Annotated in this window: 19 protein-coding genes and 1 pseudogene; 11 read left to right on the forward strand and 9 right to left on the reverse strand. The window is 61.7% G+C overall.

Going from position 1 to position 23,773, the window contains the following annotated elements:
* Positions 1-71 precede the first annotated feature (71 nt).
* The 4 genes from AC0J5Z_RS00555 (at position 72) to AC0J5Z_RS00570 (ending at position 4,435) form a co-directional block, all read left to right on the forward strand.
* Positions 72-1,253: an aminotransferase class V-fold PLP-dependent enzyme gene (locus AC0J5Z_RS00555; RefSeq protein WP_475036714.1), complete on the forward strand. Its 1,182-nt coding sequence runs from the start codon at positions 72-74 to the stop codon at positions 1,251-1,253.
* Between the two features lie 93 nt (positions 1,254-1,346).
* Complete coding sequence (locus AC0J5Z_RS00560; protein WP_475036715.1) at positions 1,347-2,642, forward strand: ABC transporter substrate-binding protein; 1,296 nt, start codon at positions 1,347-1,349, stop codon at positions 2,640-2,642.
* Between the two features lie 6 nt (positions 2,643-2,648).
* Positions 2,649-3,602 carry a carbohydrate ABC transporter permease gene (locus tag AC0J5Z_RS00565; protein WP_475036718.1) on the forward strand — a complete coding sequence of 318 codons (954 nt, stop codon included), beginning with the start codon at positions 2,649-2,651 and terminating at the stop codon, positions 3,600-3,602.
* Positions 3,599-4,435 carry a carbohydrate ABC transporter permease gene (locus tag AC0J5Z_RS00570; RefSeq protein WP_475036720.1) on the forward strand — a complete coding sequence of 279 codons (837 nt, stop codon included), beginning with the start codon at positions 3,599-3,601 and terminating at the stop codon, positions 4,433-4,435. Before AC0J5Z_RS00565 ends, AC0J5Z_RS00570 begins: the two co-directional genes overlap by 4 nt.
* Before the next feature lie 88 nt (positions 4,436-4,523).
* Here AC0J5Z_RS00570 and ku read toward each other — a convergent pair.
* A pseudogene (gene ku, locus AC0J5Z_RS00575) lies at positions 4,524-5,387 on the reverse strand (non-homologous end joining protein Ku); the annotation flags it as partial.
* Between the two features lie 38 nt (positions 5,388-5,425).
* Here ku and AC0J5Z_RS00580 point away from each other — a divergent pair.
* A complete protein-coding gene (locus AC0J5Z_RS00580; RefSeq protein WP_475036722.1) occupies positions 5,426-7,948 on the forward strand; it encodes an ATP-dependent DNA ligase in 2,523 nt (840 codons plus the stop codon).
* A gap of 79 nt (positions 7,949-8,027) precedes the next feature.
* On the opposite strand, the gene AC0J5Z_RS00585 is transcribed toward AC0J5Z_RS00580, so the two are convergent.
* Together AC0J5Z_RS00585 and AC0J5Z_RS00590 are read right to left on the reverse strand one after the other, a co-directional pair.
* Entirely contained in the window at positions 8,028-8,288 is a 261-nt protein-coding gene (locus AC0J5Z_RS00585; protein ID WP_475036725.1) for a hypothetical protein, read from the reverse strand.
* Positions 8,289-8,322: 34 nt separating this feature from the next.
* The gene (locus tag AC0J5Z_RS00590; RefSeq protein WP_475036727.1) at positions 8,323-8,523 is read right to left on the reverse strand and encodes a hypothetical protein; all 201 of its coding nucleotides are present in this window, start codon (positions 8,521-8,523) and stop codon (positions 8,323-8,325) included.
* A 186-nt stretch (positions 8,524-8,709) separates the two neighbouring features.
* Here AC0J5Z_RS00590 and AC0J5Z_RS00595 point away from each other — a divergent pair, with 186 nt between their 5' ends.
* Both AC0J5Z_RS00595 and AC0J5Z_RS00600 read left to right on the forward strand, forming a co-directional pair.
* The gene (locus AC0J5Z_RS00595; protein WP_475036728.1) at positions 8,710-9,579 is read left to right on the forward strand and encodes a putative protein N(5)-glutamine methyltransferase; all 870 of its coding nucleotides are present in this window, start codon (positions 8,710-8,712) and stop codon (positions 9,577-9,579) included.
* A gap of 285 nt (positions 9,580-9,864) precedes the next feature.
* On the forward strand, positions 9,865-11,493 hold the full coding sequence (locus AC0J5Z_RS00600) for an MFS transporter (RefSeq protein ID WP_475036729.1): 1,629 nt from the start codon (positions 9,865-9,867) through the stop codon (positions 11,491-11,493).
* 128 nt (positions 11,494-11,621) lie between these two features.
* Here AC0J5Z_RS00600 and AC0J5Z_RS00605 read toward each other — a convergent pair whose 3' ends face one another.
* A complete protein-coding gene (locus tag AC0J5Z_RS00605) occupies positions 11,622-13,037 on the reverse strand; it encodes an aminotransferase-like domain-containing protein (protein ID WP_475036732.1) in 1,416 nt (471 codons plus the stop codon).
* Here AC0J5Z_RS00605 and AC0J5Z_RS00610 point away from each other — a divergent pair.
* The 3 genes from AC0J5Z_RS00610 to AC0J5Z_RS00620 are packed head-to-tail and all read left to right on the forward strand — an operon-like array spanning position 13,036 to position 14,997.
* Entirely contained in the window at positions 13,036-13,956 is a 921-nt protein-coding gene (locus tag AC0J5Z_RS00610; RefSeq protein ID WP_475036733.1) for a DMT family transporter, read from the forward strand. The two genes, AC0J5Z_RS00605 and AC0J5Z_RS00610, sit on opposite strands and share 2 nt — an antisense overlap.
* 6 nt (positions 13,957-13,962) lie before the next feature.
* Positions 13,963-14,586, forward strand: a complete 624-nt coding sequence (locus tag AC0J5Z_RS00615; protein WP_475036736.1) for an FMN-binding negative transcriptional regulator — start codon at positions 13,963-13,965, stop codon at positions 14,584-14,586.
* 9 nt (positions 14,587-14,595) lie between these two features.
* Positions 14,596-14,997 carry a VOC family protein gene (locus AC0J5Z_RS00620; RefSeq protein ID WP_475036737.1) on the forward strand — a complete coding sequence of 134 codons (402 nt, stop codon included), beginning with the start codon at positions 14,596-14,598 and terminating at the stop codon, positions 14,995-14,997.
* Here the strand turns inward: AC0J5Z_RS00620 and AC0J5Z_RS00625 are convergent, their stop codons facing one another.
* The 5 genes from AC0J5Z_RS00625 to AC0J5Z_RS00645 all read right to left on the reverse strand — a co-directional run bounded on the left by AC0J5Z_RS00625 (position 14,998) and on the right by AC0J5Z_RS00645 (position 19,538).
* On the reverse strand, positions 14,998-15,513 hold the full coding sequence (locus AC0J5Z_RS00625; RefSeq protein ID WP_475036738.1) for a GNAT family N-acetyltransferase: 516 nt from the start codon (positions 15,511-15,513) through the stop codon (positions 14,998-15,000).
* Positions 15,510-15,980 carry an SRPBCC family protein gene (locus AC0J5Z_RS00630; protein WP_475036739.1) on the reverse strand — a complete coding sequence of 157 codons (471 nt, stop codon included), beginning with the start codon at positions 15,978-15,980 and terminating at the stop codon, positions 15,510-15,512. Before AC0J5Z_RS00630 ends, AC0J5Z_RS00625 begins: the two co-directional genes overlap by 4 nt.
* 81 nt (positions 15,981-16,061) lie before the next feature.
* Positions 16,062-16,961 carry a hypothetical protein gene (locus AC0J5Z_RS00635; RefSeq protein WP_475036740.1) on the reverse strand — a complete coding sequence of 300 codons (900 nt, stop codon included), beginning with the start codon at positions 16,959-16,961 and terminating at the stop codon, positions 16,062-16,064.
* Between the two features lie 82 nt (positions 16,962-17,043).
* Complete coding sequence (locus AC0J5Z_RS00640; RefSeq protein ID WP_475036741.1) at positions 17,044-18,972, reverse strand: trypsin-like serine protease; 1,929 nt, start codon at positions 18,970-18,972, stop codon at positions 17,044-17,046.
* A complete protein-coding gene (locus AC0J5Z_RS00645) occupies positions 18,969-19,538 on the reverse strand; it encodes a hypothetical protein (protein ID WP_475036742.1) in 570 nt (189 codons plus the stop codon). The genes AC0J5Z_RS00640 and AC0J5Z_RS00645 overlap by 4 nt, the downstream gene beginning before the upstream one ends.
* Before the next feature lie 363 nt (positions 19,539-19,901).
* Between AC0J5Z_RS00645 and AC0J5Z_RS00650 the strand changes: the two genes are divergently transcribed.
* Entirely contained in the window at positions 19,902-23,753 is a 3,852-nt protein-coding gene (locus AC0J5Z_RS00650) for a putative toxin (RefSeq protein ID WP_475036743.1), read from the forward strand.
* Positions 23,754-23,773 lie beyond the last annotated feature (20 nt).

The raw sequence follows: 23,773 nt of genomic DNA on the forward strand, positions 1-23,773 counted from the left end.
TTACAAAGCGTTCACTCCTCTCCGACAAGAAGGACACCGTGTTCCCAGCACCGCTCACGGCCCCCCATCCGATGATGAATCCAGACGGCGAACCTTCAATTGCCGACTGGAGCCTCACCCCGTCCAAGGTTCATCTCAACCACGGCTCCTACGGCTCGGTACCCCGGGCAGCACAGGCCAAGCAGCTAAGCCTCAAGGCGCGCATGGACAATAACCCGTGCACGTGGTTTATGGGTCAATTCGAAATGGTAGCCACGGCGCGGACAGAGATCGCAAAGTTCCTCAGTGTTGAGCCCCAAAACCTGGCTCTGGTGCATAACGCGAGCGCGGGTGTCAGCACCGTGTACAACTCCATGAGTTTTGCTGCCGGTGCGGAAATCGTCACCACCAACCATGCCTACGGCGCGGTGTTAGAGGGCGCAGAACGTGTTGCCCGAAAGTGTGGCGGCCTGGTGAGGATCGCCGAAGTCCCCCTCGATGCAGACGCAGAGACCGCCTGCGCCCTGGTCATGGCCGAGGTGACCCACAAGACTGCCCTTATTGTGGTTGACCACATCACGTCCGCCACGGCTCGCGCGTTTCCGGTCGCGGAGATCGCCCAAGCGGCCTCCGTCCTTGGAGTGCCGGTCCTGGTGGATGCAGCGCACGCTCCGGGTGTGCTGGAGTTCCCGGTGCCCGACTTCGAGGGATTCTGGGTGGGAAACCTTCACAAGTTTGCGTGCGCACCCAGAGGAACAGCAGCGCTCGTCGCCCGCGGACCGGTCGCGGAGACGCTGAAGCCGCTCATCGATTCGTGGGGATTCCCCTACGACTTCCCCGAGAATTTTGACCACGTGGGAACACAGGACGTGACCGCATGGATGGCAGCCCGCACCGCGTTCGACACCATCGAGGAACGATACGGTTGGGCAACGTTCCGCAACTACGCCAGGGAGTTGTGCGACTACGGCCAGGCCCTGATTTCCGGCGCTTTTGCCGAGGCCACGGGCGAGGACCCAACGATTGAGGTTGGCATGCCGGTAGGCCCACTGCGCCTGGTCCGGCTACCGAAGGGACTCGCCACGACGCACGAGGATTCGCATGCCGTCCGTGCCAACATTTCGGATCGGTTGGATATCGAAACGGCCATCACCACCTTCAACGGCGAGGGCTTCCTGCGGCTCTCGGCACACCTGTACAACTCGCCCAAGGATTACGAAACGTTTGCGGAAAGGGCGGTTCCGGAGCTCATCCGACTCGCCCGCTCCCGTTAGCTACGACGCAAGCCACCACCCTGGCAACCACCGACCGTGCCGCCCCACCGGAGCGGCGATTACCCACGCTCAACAAGTCATTGGAGGATCCACGTGAAATCCAGATTCATCATGTCTGCCGCAGCCGGTCTCGCGGCAATTCTTGCACTTGCCGGATGTGGCGGCGCCGAGCCCGCCAAAGACGGAAAAGTCACGCTGAAGATGGTGGAGAGCCTCACCAATCCGACACGTACGGACACCTTGAAGAAACTCATTTCCGGCTTCGAACAGGCGAACCCGAACATCAAGGTTGACCTCATCTCTCCGCCAACGGATCAGGCGGACCAGAAGATCCAGCAGATGCTCCAGTCCGGCAAGGGAATTGACGTTGTGGAGGCCCGTGACATCACCGTGGGATCCTTCGGTGCCAACGAGTGGCTGTATGACATGTCGGCTGACCTTGACGGATGGGATGGCTGGGAGAACCTAACGGACAACGCCGTCACGTATTCGAAGCAGAATGGCAAGACCTACTACATTCCTTACGGCTTCTACGGCCTTTCGCTGTTCTACCGCTCCGATGTCATCAAAGAGGCAGGATTCTCCGGTCCGCCTTCCAGCTGGTCCGAGATGCTGGAACAAGCGTCAGCCATCAACAAGCCGGCAGAGAACAAGTTTGGCTACGCATTCCGCGGAGGCAGCAACGCCAACTCCAACGCCGTGGCGATTATCGAGGCCTACGTGGCCGACGAGATCGATAAGGAAAACGCCTTCAAGCTGACCAGCGGCAAAACGATCTTCTCTTCCCCCAAAGCGCAGGAGGCCATGGAGCTCTATATTGATCTCTTCAAGAAGGGGTCACCGCCGTCCTCGGTGGCCTGGGGGTATCCGGAAATGGTCCAGGGCTTCAGCAACGGGTCTACCTCGTTCCTGCTCCAGGACCCCGAAGTCATCGCTACCGTGCGCGAGTCCAAGTCCATTAAGGAGGATCAATGGAATGTGGCGCCACTGTTGGTAGGACCGAGCGGGAAGGCCATTCAGCCCGTGGCATCCGCCGGCTGGGGAATTGCTGCCGCATCCAATGCCAAGCCTGAGGCCGTGAAACTCATCAAGTACCTCGCCCAAGGCGATGCGGCAACCACCTTCAGCAAGGACAACAGCCTGGTGCCTACGTTGAAGTCCGCAGCCCAGGACAGTTTCTACAGCACAGGTCCTTGGGCCGCCTACGTGAAGATGACCGAGAATCCCGAGACCTATGTCTCAGCTGTGCAACCGCGCAGTGTGTCGTGGTGGAGCGAGTGGATCAAGAAAGCGGACGGCGAACTCCAGCGGGTCCTCACAGGGAAGATGTCCACGAGTGAGTTGCTGTCCAGCTGGGATACTTACTGGTCCCAAAAGTGGGCAGGCTAGGTTCCCGTGAGCCTCGATACAAAGCTCCCTTCGGAGAAGGCCAAGGCGGCGCCCGTCGCCGTTATGCGGTCCAAGAAGCGATTCAATTCAAGGACGGCCTTAACCCTGCTGATCTTCCTGGCACCAGCGGCGGTGTTCGTCGGCATCTTCACGTACTACCCAATGATCGCCGGCAGCCAGATGGCGTTCCGCAATTGGAACCTCAATGATCTCTCCGACACTTCCTGGGTAGGGTTCGGCAACTTCGCGAGCCTGCTGGAGACGCCCGAATTCTGGGGCATCGTACGGAACACAGCGGTGTGGGTGGCTGGATCCTTGGTGCCGCAGGTGGTCATCGGCTTTGCGGTGGCGCTGTTCTTGAAGCGGAAGTTCAGGATGCGCGGCGCTTACCAAGCGATGATCTTCTTCCCTTGGGCGGTGTCCGGATTCCTGATCGGCATGCTCTTCCGGTGGATGTTCAACGCGGAATTTGGCGTCGTCAACGATTTGCTGATGAAGGCGGGAATTATCAGTTCGCCCATCCCGTGGCTCTCCGATCCCGGATTTGCGATGACAGCAATAATCATTGCCAACATCTGGTACGGCGTCACGTTCTTCGCCATCATGATCCTCGCTGCTCTCCAGTCCGTCTCCGAGGAAATGTACGAGGCCGCGGCACTGGACGGAGCCGGAAAGGTACGCACGTTCTTCAACATCACATTGCCAAGCATCGCCACCACTTTGGCTTTGACCATCCTTCTGCGGGTGATTTGGATCTTCAATTTCCCGGACATCATCTTCGCCATGACGGGCGGCGGACCGGCTGATCAAACTCACATCATCACCACCTACATGATCAAAATTACCCAGGAGGGTGACTACGGGAAGGCTTCGGCCTTGGGCCTGATAGTCGTCCTCACGCTTGCCCTGTTTGCCGTCTTCTACCTCATGGCTGTCCGTCCTCGAAAGGAAGCACGATGATCAATCAGCAGAGCTTCATAGGGCGCGTGGGAAAGTTCGTCTTCCTGGGAGCATGCCTCGTTGCCACGATTTTCCCGCTGTACTGGATCATCCTGACATCGTTGAAGGAACCAGGCGCGATTTACTCGCTGCCCTTGGACTACTGGCCCAGGCAGCTATCCTTCGAAAACTACATCGGTCTTTTTACCAAGTCGGATTTCGGCCAGTACATGCTCAACAGCTTGGTGGTTGCGTTGGTGGCTTCCTCGGTGGCTACGCTTATCTCTTTGCTCTCGGCATATGTCCTGGCCCGATTCCACTTCGCAGGTCGCGGCGCAGTGCTGGGAGCATTCCTGATAACGCAGATGATTCCGGGCTTCATTGCCTTGGGACCGCTTTATCTGATGATGACCAATATGGGGCTGGTAGATTCCAAGACCGGGCTGATCCTCATATATATTGCGATCTGCATTCCGTTTTGCACCATTATGCTCCGGGGTTTCTTCGAGAACGTTCCTGACGCTTTGGAAGAAGCTGCGATGATCGACGGTTGCTCGCGGTTGGGAGCATTGTTCAGGGTCCTGGTTCCCGTCATGCTTCCAGGCGTTGCGGCGAGTTTCGTCTTCAATTTCGTTAATTGCTGGAACGAGCTCTTCTTGTCTGTGACCTTGATGAACAGCGACAGCAACAAGACCATTCCGACGGCGTTGGCCGGGTTCATCTCGAGCTTCAACATCGACTGGGGTTCCATGTCGGCAGCCGCGGTACTGACAGTGGTGCCGACGCTGGCAATCTTCGCCTTTGCCAGTAAGTTCATCGTCCAAGGCCTGACGGCCGGATCCGTCAAGGGCTAGAGCCCGCGTGCAAAGAACATCCGGATTGCACTGAATCTCTGGACTGCACTGAGCGTCGGGCGCCTTCAAGGCGCCCGACGCCGGTTCACGCCTTTTTCTTCGCCCGCGCCTTCGGTTTGCTGGCAGTTTTGCCGGCGGCAGCAGCGTCGTCGTCCGCTTTTTCCTTGCCGCGTTTCTTGTCCAAGCTGCGCTTGAGGGCCTCCATCAGGTCGATGACGTCGCCGCCCTCGCCTTCGCCTTCCACTACGCCGAAGGTAGCCTCGGTGTCCAGGGCTTCGCCCTTCTCCAGCTTGGCCTCGATCAGGGTCTTCAACTGCGCTTGGTAGTCGTCGGTGTACTCATCCGGGTCAAAGTCGTGCGCCATGGATTCCACCAAAGCGGAGGACATCTCGAGCTCCTTGTCCGAGATCTTGATGTCGGTCTCCAAAGACGGGAACTTGGCCTCGCGGACTTCATCGCCCCACAGCAGCGCCTGCAGCAGCAGCACGTCCCCACGCACCCGCAGCGCCCCCAGCCGGGTCTTCTGCCTCAGCGCGTACTGGACGATCGCTATCCTGTCCGTGTCCTCGAGCGTCTGCCGAAGCAACATGTACGCCTTCGGCGATTTGGAGTCCGGCTCCAGGAAATAGCTGCGCTCATACATGATGGGGTCCAACTGCTCGGCTGGGATAAACTCCACTACCTCAATCTCGCGACTGTTCTCCTCCGGCAACGACTTCAGTTCGGCCGACGTCAGGACCACCGTGCGGCCTTCTTCCTCGTAGGCCTTGTCGATATCCTCGTAGGCCACAACTTCGCTGCAAATTTCGCATTTCCGCTGGTATCGAATGCGCCCGCCGTCCTTATTGTGGACTTGGTGCAGGCCAATATCGTGATCCTCCGTGGCACTGTAGAGCTTCACTGGTACGTTGACCAGACCGAATGCGATAGATCCCTTCCAAATGGCCCTCATGCACCCAGTCAACAGCACAACACAGCAGAGGAGAAGAGGTGGCAGGCAAGCAACAGGAGCGGGTGAACGTGGAAGGCCACGAGCTCACCCTCACCAACCTGGGCAAAATCATCTACCCCGAAACCGGCACCACCAAGGCCGAAGTGCTGGAGTACTACGCCGCCGTCGCGCCTTTCCTGATCCCCGCCGCTGCCAACCGGCCCGTCACCCGGAAGCGCTGGGTCAACGGAGTGGGTACCGCCGAGCAACCGGGGCAGGTGTTCTTCCAGAAGAACCTAGAAGACTCCGCACCCAAGTGGATACCGCGCGCCACCATCCACCACTCGGATCACACCAACGATTACCCCATGGTCAACAACCTGGCCACGCTCACGTGGATGGCCCAGATCGCCTCCCTGGAAATCCACGTTCCGCAGTGGCAGGTGGATGCTTCCGGGAAACCGCTCCGGCCCGACCGCTTCGTCCTGGACCTTGACCCCGGGCCGGGGGCAGGACTGCCCGAGTGCGTTGAAGTGGCCAAGCTGGCCCGTTCCATCCTGCAGGACATGGGAATGGACCCGGTCCCCGTTACCAGCGGCAGCAAGGGCATCCACCTCTACACAGGCCTCGACGGGACTCTTAAATCCGAGCAAGTGTCCGCCTTCGCCAAAGAGCTCGCCCGTGCCTTGGAATCGGACCACCCCGAGCTGGTGGTCAGCGACATGAAGAAGTCCCTCCGTCATGGCAAAGTGCTGGTTGACTGGAGCCAGAACAGCGGGAACAAGACCACCATCGTCCCCTATTCGCTGCGCGGAAAGGCCCACCCCACGGTCGCCGCGCCCCGCACTTGGCGGGAGCTTTCCTCTCCGTCGCTGGACCACCTCGACTACGTGGCCGTGATGAAGCGGGTCAAGACAGGCAAAGACCACTTCGCACCGATTTCCGAACGGCACCTGCCGCCTCACGGCGAGGATGAGAAGGACGACGGCGGTGCAACTCCGGGTGACCCCGGTGCCCGTGAGCGTGTGGTGACGGTCGAGAACCGTCTCGCCAAGTACGTCGGGATGCGCGATCCGGACAAAACCCCGGAGCCATTCCCGTCGTCGTCGGCTGTTTCGAGCGCGGCGGCCGGAAGGTCGTCCTCAGACCAGCCGAAGCCGGGCGACGCCCCGCCGCCCGGCGGCATTTTCGTCATCCAGGAGCACCACGCCCGCCGCTACCACTTGGACCTGCGCTTGGAGCACAACGGCGTCCTGGCGTCTTGGGCTTTGCCGCGTGGCGTCCCGGAAACACCCGACCGGAACAACCTCGCCGTACATACGGAGGACCACCCCATGGAATACGCGAACTTCGCGGGCGTCATTCCGAAGGGTGAGTACGGGGCAGGGACCATGACCATTTGGGACCGCGGCGAGTACACCTGCGAGAAGTGGCGCGATGGCAAGGAAGTCATCGCGACCCTCACCGGTGAGCCGGGTGGTGGATTGCATGGCACCAAACGGTTCGCACTCATCAATACGGGGCAGAACTGGCTGATCCACCTCATGAAGGAGCAACCGGGAGGGCGCCGGGATGCCAAAGCTGCGGCACCCAAGTCCACCCCGGCGTCTCCACAACCAATGCCGCGTTACACCCCCATGCTCGCCACGTCCGGGACCACCGCCGATCTCCGCGGCGACGATTGGCTGTATGAACTGAAGTGGGACGGAATCCGGGCGATCATCACCGGCACCGATGACAAGATCCAACTCATGAGCCGTAACGGGAACGATCTCACCGCCGCCTATCCGGAATTGACAGACCGAGCATGCTGGCCGGAAGGCGATTTCGTGGCTGACGGCGAGATTGTGGCGCTCGGCAAAGGGTCCAGGCCTGATTTTGGGCGGCTGCAGCTCCGAATGAATCTGGTCAAAGCTGCGGACATCGAACGCGCCCGGTCAACGGTTCCGGTGCAGCTCATGCTGTTCGACCTTCTTTACGACGGCGGCACGGACCTGAGCGGGCTGCCGTTCGGGGAGCGCCGCGAGAGGCTTTCAGGGTTTGCGGAGCGCTTGCGCAAAGGCTGCCCTCTCCATCTTTCAGCGGTCCTGGACCACGATGTAGAGGACCTCATGACCAGCGCCGCCGAGCTGGGCTTGGAAGGTGTCATGGCCAAGAGAGCCGACAGCCGATACGTGATTGGCCGCCGCAGCAGGGCGTGGATCAAGCTCAAGCTTGAGCAAAGCCAAGAGGTGGTGATCGGTGGGTGGCGTCCTGGCGCTGGGGCAAGGAGTGGCACCTTCGGTGCGTTGCTGTTGGGCATCCCCGACGGCGAGAAGCTGCACTACGTGGGACGCGTGGGCACCGGGTTCAAGGACTGGCAGCTCCGGGACGTCATGGATCAACTGGAGCCGCTCGTGGTAGATGGCTCCCCCTTCGCGGACATTCCCCGGGAGGACGCGGCGGGTGCCAAGTGGGTGAGCCCTGATCTGGTGGCCGAGGTGACTTTCGGTGAATGGACGGGCCCCGGCCGGCTACGGCACCCCGTGTGGCGTGGCTGGCGTCCGGACAAATCCCCTGACGACGTGAGTCAGCCCAACTGAGTCGCAGTTGAGCGCGTTTTGAGGGCTCAAAACGCGCTGTGCTGCGACTCAGTTGGGCTGGCTACGGTTGGTAACGCGGTTAGGAGGAGTGCGGCATCTGCGGTCGGCTGGTCCGGTGGATCGCCGTCACGGCTGCACCCTGGCCCATACGGCCGTGGGCTTGGTCGCGGTCCTTCGGGTGCCGACGTTTTCCGTTGCCATCAGGCCACCGCTTGCTCTGGTCAGCGCCCAGTGCCACGGCGATGGTTGTCGGTTCGGGCATTGGGGCCATGTCCATGGACTCCACCAAGTGGCTTGCAACCTCAGGATTGATGCGGTCAGAATCGTGATTCGCAGTCATGGTTCTTCCTTTCCAGTGTGCCTGTCCGCAGGTTTTACCAGCGGACCTTCTTCTCGGTCTTGGCCTGCTTGCCGCTGGCGGAGGTGGGCTTGTGCCCCTTACCGGTGCTTTGCCAGCCGGCCGGAGCACCGCCTCCGGACTTGCTGGCCAGCATGGCCTTCTGGGCGTCGGTCAGTTTGGCCTTGATACCACCGGAAGCCGGGGTCTTTTTGTTTTCGGAAGGATTGGCAGTCATACGTGGACTCCTAAAAGTGTGAGTCCTGAAGAGACGCGTATCCCATGTCGTTGCGGTTCGGGAAAAAGGCGTCGAGAACGGGAACGGCATGGAGGCAGGGCCTCAACAGGCGTGGATTTTTGTCAGGTGTAACTCGGCTGTGCCCGCTAAGGACAGAGGCCGGTCTACTCAAAAATCAGTGTTCCCATGCCTCATACCCTAACCAAGTCCCGGCAGATTTGTGAACCCCTCACCTGCAGCTTCTTCCAACCCCATCAGAATTCCCTCTCAGCTAGCATGGCAAACGTGACCCGGAGAACATCCATCGCCACCAAACTGCGCGCTGCGGGCTGCGTTTTTGCGGAGGACGAAGCCGAACTCCTCCTCGACGCCGCCCACCATCCGGACGAGCTCAACCGTATGGTGGACCGACGCCTCAGCGGACAGCCTCTGGAACACATCGTCGGTTGGGCAGATTTCTGCGGGAAGCGCATGTCCGTGGGACCTGGCGTGTTCGTTCCGAGGCGTCGCACGGAGTTCCTGGTGCGCCAGGCGGCGATGATCGCCAAACCAGGAGCCGTCGTCGTGGACCTTTGCTGCGGTTCCGGGGCGATAGGTGCAGCGCTCAACGATCTCCTTGGGACCTGCGAACTGCACGCGGCGGATATCGATCCCGCTGCGGTCCAGTGTGCGCGTCGCAACGTTGAGCCCCGTGGCGGGTGCGTCCATCAAGGCGATCTCTACGCTGCCCTCCCCCGAGAACTGATGGGCCGAGTGGACGTCTTGCTGGCGAACGCGCCGTATGTTCCCACGGGCTCCATCGGAACGATGCCGCTGGAGGCACGGCTGCATGAGCCGCGGGAAGCACTCGACGGCGGCGCTGACGGTTTGGACGTGCAGCGTCGGGTTGCGCTGGGAGCGGCTCAGTGGCTGGCGCCGGGTGGGTCCATGGTGATGGAAACCTCGAGGCAGCAGGCACCGCGGACTGTCCGGCTCCTGAACGAGGCTGGGTTGATCCCGGAGGTGGCCTCGGACGAAGAATTGGATGCAACAGTGGTGCTCGCTGCGCAAAGGTAACCCGTCAAACCATCAGCTTTAAGGCCCGAATCCGGCCTGTTAAGTGGGCTCCGCTAAACAATTTGGTAACAACGTGCTTCTTGGGCAAAAACGGGTCAACTTCCGCATGATAGCGGGGCAAGATCGGGCAATGAGATGGAACACACCTGGGCAAATTGAACCCCTAAACGGCCGATAAATCGGATCTCAACTCGGGTTTTCGTGCAAAAACCCGTAAAATTGAAGGCCTGCCCAGAGCGGGGCAGCAGAAGTCGCAAGCAAATGACCTCCCTAGGAGAACCCCAAATGCCCACAGACCAAAGCAACACCGTCTCTCCGGATGGCGCAAGGAACGCCTCCGGGACCCAGGTATTGGCAGGCCCCACCCCGGCCGCCACGAACGCAGCAAATGCAGTAAAGAACGCAACGAAGAAGCTTCGCCCGAAGCGCCGGCTGAAAGAGTCCGACGTCAACGTGGTGAACAAGCCGATGCTGCGTAAAGCACTCGGCGGCACGATCGTCGGCAACACCATGGAATGGTACGACGTCGGCGTGTTCGGCTACCTCATCACCACCATGGGTCCTGTCTTCCTGCCCGAAGCAGACCCGTCGGTCCAAACACTCTTCCTTCTGGGCACCTTCGCCGCAACCTTCATCGCGCGTCCCCTCGGCGGCGTCGTGTTTGGTTGGCTGGGCGACAAGGTGGGCCGTCAGAAGGTCCTCGCAGCAACACTGATGCTCATGGCGGCAAGTACGTTCGCCGTCGGCCTCCTTCCCGGCTACGCGCAGATCGGCATCTGGGCCGCCGCGTTGCTGGTGATCCTGAAGCTCATCCAGGGCTTCTCCACCGGCGGTGAATATGCCGGTGCCACGACTTTCGTCAGTGAGTACGCCCCGGACAAGCGCCGCGGCTACTTCGCCAGCTTCCTGGACATGGGAAGCTACATTGGCTTCGCCCTCGGTGCCGCCCTGGTTTCGGTCCTGCAGCTCACGCTCGGACAGGCAGCCATGGAGGAATGGGGTTGGAGGATCCCGTTCCTGATCGCTGGTCCGCTGGGCCTGATCGCAGTGTACTTCCGTAGCAAGATCGAGGAATCCCCCCAGTTCCAGGCAACCCTGGACGCCCAGGAAGCCTCAGCCAAGGATGCGGCGTCGCAGGATGCTGCCGTAGCCAAGGGACCCATTGGCATCATCAAGGCCTACTGGCGCCAGATCGTGCTGGCCATGATCCTCGCAGCCGCCGCCAACACTGTTGGTTACGCCCTGACGTCGTACATGCCCACGTACCTCACGGATTCCAAGGGTTACGACCCCGTCCACGGCACCTTGCTGACTATCCCGGTCCTGGTGATCATGGCTGTTTGTATTCCACTGACCGGTAAGCTTTCCGACCGTATCGGCCGCCGTCCCGTGCTGTGGATCGGCGCTGGCAGCACCATCGTCTTCGCTATTCCGGCCTTCCTGCTGATCGGCATTGGCGACATCTGGTCCACACTGGCCGGCCTCGCACTGATCGCATTCCCGGTGACGTTCTACATCGCCAACCTGGCTTCGGCCCTGCCCGCCCTGTTCCCGACGTCCAGCCGCTACGGCGGAATGGGCATCGCTTACAACTTCTCGGTTGCGATCTTCGGTGGAACCACGCCGTTCATCGTGCAGGGCCTGATCGAGGGCACAGGCGATGACATGATGCCGGCGTACTATCTGATGGCCACGTCCATCATTGGTGCGATCGCCATCTACTTCCTGCGTGAATCTGCCCAGCGCCCCCTGCCCGGCTCCATGCCCAGCGTGGACACCCAGGCCGAGGCACGCGAGCTCGTAGCAACGCAGGACACCAACCCGCTCATCAACCTGGACGAGATGCCGTTCGACGGCCAGCCGATTGATGACTCCGTGTTCGGCAAAGGCAACAAGGACTTGACCCCCGCTTAGGAACTCTTTGCCTGCAACTTCTGCGCAGTGACATTCACTGCATGCGACACGGATAGTTCGCGGCAGCTTGCCGCCCACCGTAGCCACCAACCTCAAGGCGCTCTCCTTGATGTTGGTGGCTACGGCTGTTAATGGCCCAATTGCGCTTTTACTGCCTCCCCGATGATCCGCGCACCTTCCGGGAAGCGGCCCGGGTTGGGGCCGGCGTAGTTGAGCCGGATGTAAGGCCCCTCCGGTTCAGCGGGGAACCACTCGGTGCCTGCAGCAATGAGCACCCCGGCCGCCTCGCAATCTTTGGTGAGCTGTTCGACGTCGAACCCGTCGGGCATCCGCAACCACAAGTTCAAGCCGCCTTTGGGCAGGTGGCTGAGGTGCGCCTGCGGAACGTGTTCGCGCAGGCTGGTGACCAAGAGGTCGCGCCGCGACTGCAACTGGTGGCTGAGGCCGCGAAGGTGCGTTTGCCACCCGGGTTGAGTGACGACGTCGAGCGCTGCTGCCTGAAGCAGGCCGCTGACGTACATCGATTCTGCGGCCTGTGCGCCCATGATCCGTTCGCGCGCCGGACCCCGCGCGATGATGGCCGCGATACGGATGGACGGCGAGACACTTTTGGTCAGCGAGCGAATGTAAACCACGTGCCCGGAATCATCCTTGGCGGCGAGCGGGACTGACGGGGCCGTGATGCCGAAATCGTGCGCCCAGTCGTCCTCCACAAGGAAAGCTCCGTGCCGCTGGACGATCCGCAGCACCTCCTCCCCGCGTACAGCCGACCATTGCGCTCCCGTGGGATTGGCAAAGTTGGGCTGCGCGTAGAACAGTCGCGCGCCGGATTCCTCGAAGGCCCTGTCCAGTTCTTCCGGGTCAGGCCCCTCCGGGCCGCTGGGGACAGGGATGACATTGACGCCCGCCTGGCCTGCCGCCAGCAACGCACCCCAGTAACTGGGTGACTCCACCAACAGCGGCTGCCCGTGCCCCACCAGACCGCGGAAAATTGAGCTGAGTCCGCTCTGGCTGCCGGGAAGAACGACGACGTCGCTCGGCTGGGGCGGCGTGACGCCAACCGGCGTTGAGGTACTGAGTTCCTGCGCGAACCAGCTTTGCAGTTCCGGAAGGCCTTGCGCCGGGGGTCGCGACAGGGCGGCGTCTCCCCTTGCTGCACGGGTGAGTGCGGCGCGGACGAGTCTTTCCGGGAGGAGTTCGCGGTCCGGGTAGCCGGAGTGGAACGCGATGACGTCATTTGAAGCGCTCCGCATGGCAGCGGTGTTCAGGGGCCGTGCAGTTTGGGCTGCCCGCAACGCCGCTGTTTGCCAGCCGTAATCCGATGGCCTGGCCGTGCGGTAGGCCCGCACGAAGGTGCCGACGCCGGGACGGCTCTCGATGAGTCCCTGTGCCGTGAGTGTCCGCAGGGCCTTCTGGACGGTGACTGGGCTGGCCTGGTACTCGGCCACGAGCTGGCGCGTTGATGGCAGCTTGGCTCCCGGAGCGGCTCCAGCAATCCATTCCTTTACTCGCGAGACGATTCGGGAACTGCTATCGTTGTTCATGAGTACCAATAGTAGCGCTACTACACTTTCGCGGCCAGTGGTATCCACACGGACATCAACAGGTGTTTGGTGGGGCCTCCTTGGCGTCGTCGCTTTCTCCTTCACGGTTCCCTTGACCCGAGTGGCCGTTGAGGGGCTTTCACCGCTCTTCATCGGCGCGGGCCGGGCGGTAGTTGCCGCCATCCTTGCGGCGCTTGCCTTGGCGCTGACCCGGCAATGTTTTCCCCGCGGCCGTCAATGGATCCGTCTTGCCGTGGTGGCGGGAGGGATCGTGGCTGGCTTCCCGCTGCTTACCACTTTCGCCCTCACCAGCACCTCCGCCAGCCATGGAGCCGTGGTGATCGCGCTACTGCCCGCGGCCACGGCGACCGTAGCGGTGATCAGGGGACGCGAACGTCCGCGCCTGCTCTTTTGGATCCTCACGGCTGTGGGGGTAGTGGCAGCTCTGGTATTTGCGCTTGTTCAATCCGGCGGATTCGGCTCGCTGCATTGGGCCGACCTGCTGTTGCTCGGTGCTGTGGTGGCTGCTGCTATTGGCTATGCAGAAGGCGGGTTATTGGCCCGGGAACTCGGTGCATGGCAGACCATCTCCTGGGCCCTGGTGGTCGCCTCTCCGGTAATGATCCTGCTGACCGTGGTCTCGCTTGGCCCGGGCACTCCTTCTGCTACGCCAATCCAGTGGTTATCCTTCGCCTACCTGGGAGTGGTGAGCATGTTCCTCGGCTTCTTCGCTTGGTATCGAGGTCTGGCCATCGGTCCCATGGCACAGGTCAGCCAGATCCAACTCGTCCAACCGGTCATGAGTATCGCTTGGGCCGGACTCTTGTTGGGCGAATCGATGACGTGGGCCACCATAGTGGGAGGCCTCGCGGTGATCCTCTGCGCCGGTGCCGCTGTCCGCGTCAGGCTCAGGAAGTAGGAACCCATGTACACGCCAGCACACTTTGCCGCCTCCGATGAAGCACTTGACTCGCTGCTTCGTCACGCCGGGGCCGCCAACCTGGTCACCATGACGGAGAGCGGCTTGCTCGCCACGCTGTTGCCGTTCGTCTACGAGCCCTCAGTCGGTGAGCACGGCGCCTTGCATGCACATATGGCCCGCAACAATACCCAGTGGTCCACCCCGGTTACAGGGGAGGCCCTGATGATCGTCCAAGGGGCGGATGCCTACATTTCACCCTCCTGGTACGCTTCCAAAGCGGAACACGGCCGGGTGGTCCCCACCTGGAACTACTCCACCGCCCACGTGTACGGTGAGCTCGTCATCCACGACGACGCCGAATGGCTGGGCCGGCACGTTCGCCGCCTATCCAACCAACATGAGGCCAGCATGCCCAAACCTTGGACCGTGGACGACGCACCCGAGCGGTTCGTTGCCGGGCAGCTGAGGGCGATTGTCGGCGTCGAACTTCTTATCCACCGTGTGGAAGCGAAAACCAAACTCAGCCAGAATCGCACTCCAGCGGATGTTGACGGTGTGATCGCCGGGCTCCGTGCCGTTGGCGACTCGGCGAGCGCAGGCGATGTGGAACGGGCCAGGACCTCGTAGACTCGGCGCATGCGTGAGGTTCCGGTGGGGTCGATCCACCATCTTGAGATTTGGGTGCCGCATCTTGACCGTGCCCGGGAGGAGTGGGGCTGGCTGCTGGGTGAGCTCGGTTATGAGCCATTCCAGGAGTGGCCCACCGGGTGTAGTTGGAGGCTTAATGGCACGTACATCGTGGTGGAGGGTACCGATGCCATCACCGGAACTGCGCATCGTCGTACTGATCCGGGGCTCAACCACGTAGCGTTCCACGCCGGGACCCGCGAAAACGTGGACCGGATCCGGGCGCTCGGCGCGGACGCAGGCTGGTACGAGATGTTCGAGTCGAAGTACCCGCACGCCGGCGGCCCGGACCACTACGCCGCGTACCTGATTAACACGGACAGCTATGAGGTTGAGTTGGTGGCGGGCTAACTACTTGGGCGGGACCGCGGGGCGCCACATGGCTACGCGCGGCCAGCGGGTCAGGCCCAACTCGGCCTCGTGTTCCATGAGACGGGTCAGCTCCGGACCCCAGCTGCCGGCGTCGAGCACCTCGAAGCCAAGGCGGCGATAGTACGGAGCGTTCCACGGCACGTCCCGGAACGTGCTCAACGTCTGGCGCTGCATCCCGTGGCCTCGTGTCCAAACGCGCGCGGCATGCAACAGTTCGCGGCCCAGGCCTTGATGCGCTTGGTCGGGGTGCACGCTGACCTGCTCTACGTGGCCGTTGCCGTCAACGATGTCCGCCAACAGGTACGCCACCGGGTAGTCGAGCCCGTCGACGGAAACCCAGGCCCGGCCCGCCGCGGCATAGCCGTTCAGCTCGTCGATGGAGAGTGGCTCGTCGTCTGCGACTGATTCCATCCCCAACGACCTGAAAGCTTCACCCGCGGCACGCTCGATGTCCTGCATGATCAACAGGTCGTCCGCATGCGCGAGCCTGATCATTGCCGGGTGTCCAACGCTGGCGGGGTTTGGCCGACCAGGAACTCGTTGCGCTTCTCGATCAGGTTCTGCAGGTACCTGGCCAGGATCAGCTTCTCCACCAGCTGGCCCACGGGACCGAACGGCGCGGCGAATTCCACGGTGTCCACCATGAGGGTGCCGCTGCCGTCCGGCCGGAACTCGTGCGTGTGGCGGAGGTACTTGAAGGGGCCCTTCACCTGTTCATCAGAGAACGACGTCGGCGCCTCCATCCGCGTGATGCGGCTGGTCATGCGGAACCGGAGTCCGAGGTGCCACGCCTGCCAGGTGACAGTCTCTCCTTCCGAAATCAGCCCGCGGGTCACGCCGGCGATTGCCTTCTCGCGGCTGTGCGACATCGACCCCACGTGGGCGTCGATGTTCCGGGACAGATCGAACAGCTCCTGCGGTGACATGCTGGAGCGTGTGCGGCATACAAAAGCGACGGGCATATCTCGATCTTCCCAGACCTTGCGCAAATTCCGAGCCTGCACGTCAGGGCGGGCGGCTTAGTTCTCCACCCGTGGTTGTTCTTAGTCTTGCAGTACGTTGAGGAGTTCGTCGGGTAGGTAGAGGTTTACGTCGTCGCCGTCTCTTCCGGAGATTGGTTCTACGGTCTCACCGTTCCACCAGTAGAGGAGCGGGGCCAGCGGGGATGGGTGCTGGGATTGAACGGCGCCTGCGAACATGAGCATCGCTTTGAAGTCGTCGATGCTGGTGGCTTCGCTGATCAGGTGCAGGCAGAGGATGTTGGTCGCGGGGATAGTAACCAGTGCGCCGAGGGGGCCTGGTTTGTAGCCGAGCAGTTCCACGAATTTGTCCATGCACGCGATCCAGGACGCTTGGTATACGGATTCGGTTTCGAAGACGAGGAAGGAGCCGCCTTCGTCGGTAAATTCTTCTGGTTGGCCTGGGCCGCCGGCGATGAGGTTGCTGAAGGCCTTTTCCCAGAGGAGGTCAGCTCCGCCCGCGGACTCGGCCTGCTCTGCTGTGACGTAGGAGACGGATTCCGGGGAATCGAGCGCGATGAGCAGTGGAAGTCTGGCGGTGGGGCGGACGTAGGAGTAGATGGTTGGTCCGTGTTGGCTTTCCATCCAGTCCATGGTTTCCGGGGCGATGAACTTCGGGTACACACGTTCATGTAGTTCTGCGACACTGACCTGGGACGCGTGAGCGGTGTCCAGGCCAGCTGCGAAATGTTGTTCGACCATTGCGGGCCAGTCCTTTTCCGGCAGTGCTTCGGCTTTGCGGACGACGGCGAACAGCCCGAAGCGTTGTCCGTTTCCGGCGTCGAGGTGGTCTCCGGCGTCGGTGACGGTGGTTCCCTGCTTATGGAGGGCCGAGACGCAGAGTTCGCGGAGTTTGTTGGCTTGTTTGGTTGTCAGTTCCGGCAGGTGCGGATCGGTGCTGGTTTTCCGGGAGAAAAGGCCCATGGTTGGTCTCGTTTCATTTGATAAAGGTTGAAGGGCCGCCCGGGCAGGGACGGCCCTTCAAACACTCTGGGTGGTTAGCAGACTAGGGCATGGTGGAGCGGAAGATTTTCAGTGGGGACCAGCCTGAGCCAACAACCTTCGGGTTTCCCCAGGAGCCGGCTTCGATGGGGTAGTACTTTAGTTCGCCGCCGCTGGTGCGGGCGAGCATGCCGGTGGTTTCGGGGCCAGCGAAGCCGGAGGTCGGGGATATGGCGGTGATGACGTTCCAACCAACGCCGATGACCGGGGGTGTTGCGTTGATGAAGCCCCCCGTGCCGTTGCCGCGGTAGAGCTTGAGCTCGCCGGCACTGTTCTTCGCGACGATGTCGGTTGACTTGTCATTGTCGAAGTCCATTTGGACGATTTCCAGGCCTGACCAGCCCTGACCGATCTGGGTGTAAACACCGATCTTGGCTCCGCTGGGGTTCTGGTAGTGACGCATGATCCCGTCGGTGCTGGTGGCGATGATACTCGGGTAGCTATCACCGGTCTTCCAGCGCCCGATGCTCAATTGCCAGCCATTCCATCCTTCGCCGATGACTTCGTATGCGCCGAAGGGGCTGGTGGTGCCCTTGTAGAGGCGCAGCTTCCCGTCGCTCCAGTGGACGACGAGGTCCTGGAATCCGTCAGCGTTCCAGTCCGTGACGAAACCTGACTGCAGACCGGACCAGCCAGTGCCCATCTGAACACCGTTAAGCAGACCGGGGGTGCTGGTCGCTTCGTACTGGTAGAGGTTGTAGGCGACGCCGTCGGGGTTGACAGCGACGACGTCGGAGGCGCTGAGGTCGAAGTAGTCACCGCTTCCGAGGCTCCACTTGACCCGTTCCGTGGCGCCGGGTACTTGCTTGGCGTTTGCCGTGTCCGCTGTTCCTTCGAACTGTGCGACCGCTTGGTTGCCGACGTTCTTGATGATGACGGTGCCGTCGGCGGTTTGCGCCGCAAGCTCCCATTTCTGGTGGGCGCTGACAGGGTTGGTGCAGGTGCTCACGGCGATTTGCGGCGAGGCACTTGCGTCGGTGTCGCCGGTCAGGCAGGTGCCGGCCGAGACGTTCTTGATCGTGAATGTATTAGCGGCACCGGCGTCTTTGAACTCCCACTTCCGGGTGGTGCTGGTAGTGCACTTTACGGTCTGTGTCTTCCCGTTGTTGACGGACAGACAGTTGCCGTTCGCGCCGGTTGCCCGGATCTGGGCGATAGAGCCGTTGGCCACGTTCAGGGAGATCAGGGAGTTGATCCAGCCGGTGATGTTGTCAACGCGGCTGCCAATACCGGGGCCGGTGTTGGACGTTTGTGCGTACAGGCAGCCGTTCTGCCAACTGCGGCTGTTGATCGCTACCAGTTCGGTGACTCCGCCGACGGTGCGGAGACCGGGCGCACCGCTGTCTCCTGCGCACAAGGAAACCCCCGGGGCGCCGCTGATCTGGGTCGTCGTGTTCGTCAGCGTCCCGGCGGTGAACGTCCCAGTGAACTTCTTACTCGCGATCCAGGTGTCATGCGTACGTCCGTAACCGGTGAAGCTCAGCTGCTGGTTGGCCGTCAGCGCGGTGCTGGCAAGCTTGACCGGGCTGACGCCGGCGACGGGTTTGGCGAGCTTGACCATAGCGAAGTCCCGGTCGGGGTGGCGTTCGACATGGATCACGCCAAGCCCATTGGCATCGCGCAGGGGTGTGTCAGCGCCGAGGACAACCTTGATCTTGTTCACGGGCACACCCGAAGGCAGAGAGGCATAGGTGGCCGGGTCGGCTTGGAAGCAACTGGCTGCGGTAGCGACCCATTGAGCCGCTACAAGGGAGCCGGTGCAGGTATTCACGCCCGTGTCGATCTTGACGACGAAGTTGTTCGTGTTCGCGGGGGTGGCCGGGCTGTTGCTGATGGCCTGGGCCGGTGCTTGGACCATGAGTCCGAGTGACAGCGCGAGGGCGGCTGCTGTGGCAACGGATGATGCCCTTTTTACGATGTGAGCGTTTTTCATGGGGTGACGACCTTTACAGGGGCCTCGCAGTTGGTTTCCTGCGTGGTGCCGGTGTAGTTGACTTTCAGTTCCACGACGGTGGATTTATCTGTCTGCCCGCGCACCGTGGATCGGCAGGTTGCTTCGATGCTTCGGGCTTCTTTTTTATTGTCGAGTTCTGTGGTCACGATGGTGTCGCCGGTTCCGGCGTCAATGCCGAATGATCCCACAATTTCCATTTTGAGCCAGGCCGGTGTGCCGTTGATTTTGAAGCAGTCGACCTGCGTCACCTCTCCGATGGGAGAGTCCACCCAATGGTCAATTTCGATCTGCGTTTCGTCACCAGCTACGCAGGGAACCCATTGAAGGTTTCCGTTGCCGTCCTTCAGGGTGATCTTCCGGTCCGGGCCGATAACGTCTGCGCCGGGGTGGATGAAGTTCTCCACGGTGAAAGATGCCTCCGTGGGCGTCGTGACTGTTGGTACATTCTGCGGCCACGCCGCCATGACTGGAGGGGCAAACGCTGCAGTAAGACCAGCAACCCCCACGAAAGCCGCGATCATTGTCGCGGCACGTTTCCGACCCATTTGTCCCCTTATTTGCGTTGGAGCTCTTCAGCTCCAACCGGATGCGGTGAGATGAAATGCTTCGCCAGGCGTGAACCCACCACGGGATAGGGCCTCAAGAAAAGGTTTCGCGGGTTAGGTACGTAGTGCTTGACATCACATTTCGAACGGATCGTAACAGATGAGAGAGAACTTTCAATTGTCACAATGCCGCGCCCGCGTCACATTCATAAAGTTAATCAAAGCTATGGACGAACGCGGCGTCCTCTGGGTAGCGTTCGTGCCGACAGCCCAATTGTTGAACCTTCCTCTACTCCGGGGAGGCTCCGGGTTGTTCTTTTTTGGCCTTCTGGCCTGAAACGCTCGCGCTTCTTGGGGGATTTCATGACTTCTGTCGTCGTGCGTGGCCTGCGCCGCGCGTACATGTTCGCTTTCGTTGCCGCCGCCTTGACCGTGGCGCTGGTTGCGGGTCTACTCTCCACCGCGGTGATTGCACGCGCCGATGATCCGCCCCTGGCGGTGCCTGCAGCTGTTGCCAGGGCCACCGATGATGCCGGAGTGCTGCGCTTGTGGAAAACGGGTGGCCCGACAGTACGTGAAGCCGCTGAAGCCGCGTTGCTTGGCGGTCCGGAGGCCATGAAGAAATTCCGCGAGGTGGCCAGCGGCGAAACCTACGCACCCCAAGACGTCGCCCTGCGTCAGGACCTTCGCCTGACGGTGGTTAAGCTCTCCATGATCGGCGGGGAGCACGTCCGAGCCGGTGCAGCCAAGGCTCTCAACGAGGGCGACGCCGCCATGAACACTTTCGTCACCCAAGGCTGGCGCGCAGCCTGGGTCGGCGACAACCGCACCCAGGTCACGTTCCTGCTCGACTCCGGGACCCCGCATGTCCGGTCTTCCGCCTCCAAGATGCTCGACCACGGCACCGAGCAGAACATCCAGGACTTTCTGCTCACCGGCAAGGTTAAGGCCCAGGAACTTGATAACCGGATCGCGACGTACCGACTGATTGATTCAGGCTCGAAAAGCGTCAAACTCGCCGCCCAAGCTGCCCTCGATACCGGTTCCCCCCAGGTCATCGAGGACTTCCTCCGATACGGCCAATTCGTCGCTGCCGCCAGGGATATCGAAACAGCTTCCATCCAACAACTGGTAGATCAGGCCAAAGCAGCCAGTGACATCGCCCGCTCCGAAAAGCTCAAGGCCCAGGAGTCCTCCAAGCAGGCCGTCGCGGCCTCGTTGGCAGCAAAACAAGCGCTGGAGAAGGCCAAAGCCGAAGCTGCCCAAGGACAACGCAACGCAGAGAAAGCAACGTCGGCAGCCAAACGCGCAGCCAGCCTCGCTGAACAGGCCGCCAACGCGGCAGATATCGCCGTCAACGCGGCCCAGGAAGCACGCCAAGCGATGCTCGCCGCCGCCAACGCAGCTTCCAACGCCGCGGCGGCAACCTCGCGTGCGAACATCGCCGCATCCAACGCCCTTGTCGCTGCGTCCTCCGCGGCCAGCAACGCCGGCATGGCCTCAGCTGCCCGCACAGCCGCAGAAGTAGCACGCGACGCGGCAAAGAACGCGCAGTTCGCCAAGGACGCCGCCGACGCATCCCGGGTCGCGATCCAAGAATCCCTGAACGCGGCGAACGCTGCCGGCGGCGCGCAGCAAAACGCGATCGACGCCGCTAACCTTGCCGCAGCAGCAGCTGGCGAAGCCGGCGTGTCCGCCGAGGAAGCGGCCAAAGCCCGGGCGGCCGCTGACAGGGCCAAGAATGCGGCTAACCGCGCCGATGCTGCCGTACGGAAGGTCGCTTCCCTCGCCGCGCAAGCCACCGCTGCAGCCAACGATGCAAGCGCAGCAGCAGCCGCCGCCATCATCAATGCCAACAATGCAGCGGCAGCGGCCGATCAGGCAGCAGCAGCAGCCGGGCAAGCCGACGTCAATGCTCAGCGGGCCACCACCGCAGCGAATAATGCCATCAGCGCGGCAAACGCGGCCACAGCAGCCGTAACACTTGCCAAAACCACAGCAGCGCAGGCCCGTGCCGTTGATTCCGAACGGCTGGCCACTGAGCGCGAATACGGTATCGCCCAAGCCGCCGCAGCGAAACAGGTCGAAGAACTCCGCCTCACCGCAGAGAAAACATCCAAAGACCAAGCCAAAACCGACGCAGCAACCACCCAACAGCTCCTGACCCAGCTCACCGCCCCCGGCGCGAATACCGCTTCCCTCATGCCGGCAGCCCGAAAAGCACTTCTCGGTCTGGCAAAGATCGGCGGCCCCTGGGTCAAAGCAGGAGCCGAAGCAGCCCTGACCGGCGACAACGCCGAAATCGTCGCCTACATCAAAACCGGCCACCAGGTCGCACTCGAACAAGACCAGTTCGACGAAGCCATGACCTACGCCTACAAAGCCCCCTTGGCGATCACCATCGCCGCCCAGGAGGCCTTGGACAGTGGCGAGGAAGCCGTTGCTGAATTCGTCACGACCACCCGGTACCAGCTCGAAGCCGGCGAAATGCGCGTCCGAGCCACCTACCTGTTGGACACCGGAGGCCAACACGTCCGTGCAGCAGCCGCCAAAGCCCTCGATAGCCCGGACCCTAACGCGGTCAGGATCTTCCTTGAAGAGCAATACCAAGCCCAGAAAGACCTCGATGACCGCATCGCCGCCACCTACATACTGGACACAGGTGGCCCCGAAGCTCGCGTCGCAGCCGAAGTAGCCCTCGAAGGGCCCGTCTCGGCCATGCGGTATTTCATCAAGTCCCGCTTGAAAGAAGCCACCGCCCGCGACTTGGAAACCAAATCTCACGTCGCCGCTATCGACGCCAGCATCTCAAAGGCAGCTGGTTTCGCCGCGAAAGCCCAAGCGGACGCGTACGAAGCCGCCCGGGTCGCAGCCGTCGCCCGGCAAGCCAGCGCCGATGCCAACAACTACGCGGCCCAAGCAGCCACGTACAAAAACAACGCCGCGAACTCAGCTGCCACAGCAGTGACCCAAGCCAACCTGGCAAAAGACTCAGCAGCGCAAGCCGAGCAATCACTCGCAACCGCCCGACAGGCAGCAGAACAGGCCCGTGCCGACGCCAAAACCGCACAAGCCCACGCCGCAGACGCGGCCACCTCAGCGAGCAACGCAGCCGCCGCAGCCGCCACAGCAAGCCAAGCCGCCGCCAGCGCGCAGCAATCAGCCATCAACGCGGGCAAGGACGCCGAAGCCGCAGCAGCTGCAGCCACCGAAGCCGTCACGATCGCCACCAACCTCCAACGCGAGGAAGATGCCGCCGCCAACATGGCAAAAGCTGCCGCGAACACCACCGGCGACGTCACCGCTGACGAACTCGCCGCCGCCGAAGCCGCCGGCGGCCCTGAAGCGGCAGAGGAACTCCGCAAGGCCCATGAAACCCTCGCCGAAGGTGATATCACTGACTTCATCATCAAAGAAGGCGGCCAGCTCCTCCTGGACTTCTTCGGCGTCACCGACATCATCAACTGCTTCACCAAAGGCGACATCGGCGCCTGCGGCATGGCACTCATCGGCGTCCTACCCATCGGCAAACTCTTCAAAGCCGCCGAAGCCATCGCCCTCGTCGGACGGATCCTCCCCAAAGCTGCGGCTTTCTTCACACGGCACCAAGACGCCATCAAAGCCATTGAAAAGAACGCGAACAACCCAGCAGTCTGCTCGATCGGTGGGGCCGGCCGGGTCAGTGCCCTCTCCAGTTCGTCTACCCTCATCGTCACCGCTGGTGTGTACCAAAAGGCCCCCACAGGCTCCAGCCAGCCCCTCATGCAAAGGGCATCCGCCCACAGTTGCGGCTTCGATAACCTCAACCCCGCCTTCGCAACACCGCCCAAGGGAGCTTCACTCATCGGACGATGGGGCGAACACGCGGTCGAACAGCTACTTGGCGTCAGCCTCTCGGGCAAGACAGGCGTCAAGATCGACGGGATGAGCAGAATGCGATTCCCCGACCACATGGAACAAATCGGTGGGAAACTAACTGGTAATGTCATCGAGGTCAAGAATGTAAAGCAATTCAGGATGACAAACCAAATCCGGGACTTCCTTAAGTACGCCGATTACGGTGACGCCACCAAACCAGCCAAGGGCACACTGATCGTCTACACACGTGCAAGCACCAAGGGAACCGGTGATATCGCCGACACTTCCAAGGAGGTGCGGGACCTTATCGCCGCAGGAAAGATCAAGTTCTTACCTTTCCCTGACACGATTCACTAAAAGTCTCGGAAGGGAAAGGG

This window comes from Paenarthrobacter sp. TRD_SC_7, from assembly GCF_056156245.1.

Excerpts from the sequence above, each read along its gene's own strand:
- AC0J5Z_RS00610 (WP_475036733.1), top strand. The coding sequence starts at position 13,036 with ATGAGTACCAATAGTAGCGCTACTACACTTTCGCGGCCAGTGGTATCC.
- AC0J5Z_RS00585 (WP_475036725.1), bottom strand. The coding sequence starts at position 8,288 with ATGACTGCGAATCACGATTCTGACCGCATCAATCCTGAGGTTGCAAGC.
- AC0J5Z_RS00570 (WP_475036720.1), top strand. The coding sequence starts at position 3,599 with ATGATCAATCAGCAGAGCTTCATAGGGCGCGTGGGAAAGTTCGTCTTC.
- AC0J5Z_RS00630 (WP_475036739.1), bottom strand. The coding sequence starts at position 15,980 with ATGCCCGTCGCTTTTGTATGCCGCACACGCTCCAGCATGTCACCGCAG.
- AC0J5Z_RS00625 (WP_475036738.1), bottom strand. The coding sequence starts at position 15,513 with ATGATCAGGCTCGCGCATGCGGACGACCTGTTGATCATGCAGGACATC.
- AC0J5Z_RS00620 (WP_475036737.1), top strand. The coding sequence starts at position 14,596 with ATGCGTGAGGTTCCGGTGGGGTCGATCCACCATCTTGAGATTTGGGTG.
- AC0J5Z_RS00615 (WP_475036736.1), top strand. The coding sequence starts at position 13,963 with ATGTACACGCCAGCACACTTTGCCGCCTCCGATGAAGCACTTGACTCG.
- AC0J5Z_RS00645 (WP_475036742.1), bottom strand. The coding sequence starts at position 19,538 with ATGGGTCGGAAACGTGCCGCGACAATGATCGCGGCTTTCGTGGGGGTT.
- AC0J5Z_RS00595 (WP_475036728.1), top strand. The coding sequence starts at position 8,710 with ATGCCTCATACCCTAACCAAGTCCCGGCAGATTTGTGAACCCCTCACC.
- AC0J5Z_RS00640 (WP_475036741.1), bottom strand. The coding sequence starts at position 18,972 with ATGAAAAACGCTCACATCGTAAAAAGGGCATCATCCGTTGCCACAGCA.
- AC0J5Z_RS00605 (WP_475036732.1), bottom strand. The coding sequence starts at position 13,037 with ATGAACAACGATAGCAGTTCCCGAATCGTCTCGCGAGTAAAGGAATGG.
- AC0J5Z_RS00635 (WP_475036740.1), bottom strand. The coding sequence starts at position 16,961 with ATGGGCCTTTTCTCCCGGAAAACCAGCACCGATCCGCACCTGCCGGAA.
- AC0J5Z_RS00600 (WP_475036729.1), top strand. The coding sequence starts at position 9,865 with ATGCCCACAGACCAAAGCAACACCGTCTCTCCGGATGGCGCAAGGAAC.
- AC0J5Z_RS00555 (WP_475036714.1), top strand. The coding sequence starts at position 72 with ATGATGAATCCAGACGGCGAACCTTCAATTGCCGACTGGAGCCTCACC.
- AC0J5Z_RS00590 (WP_475036727.1), bottom strand. The coding sequence starts at position 8,523 with ATGACTGCCAATCCTTCCGAAAACAAAAAGACCCCGGCTTCCGGTGGT.
- AC0J5Z_RS00650 (WP_475036743.1), top strand. The coding sequence starts at position 19,902 with ATGACTTCTGTCGTCGTGCGTGGCCTGCGCCGCGCGTACATGTTCGCT.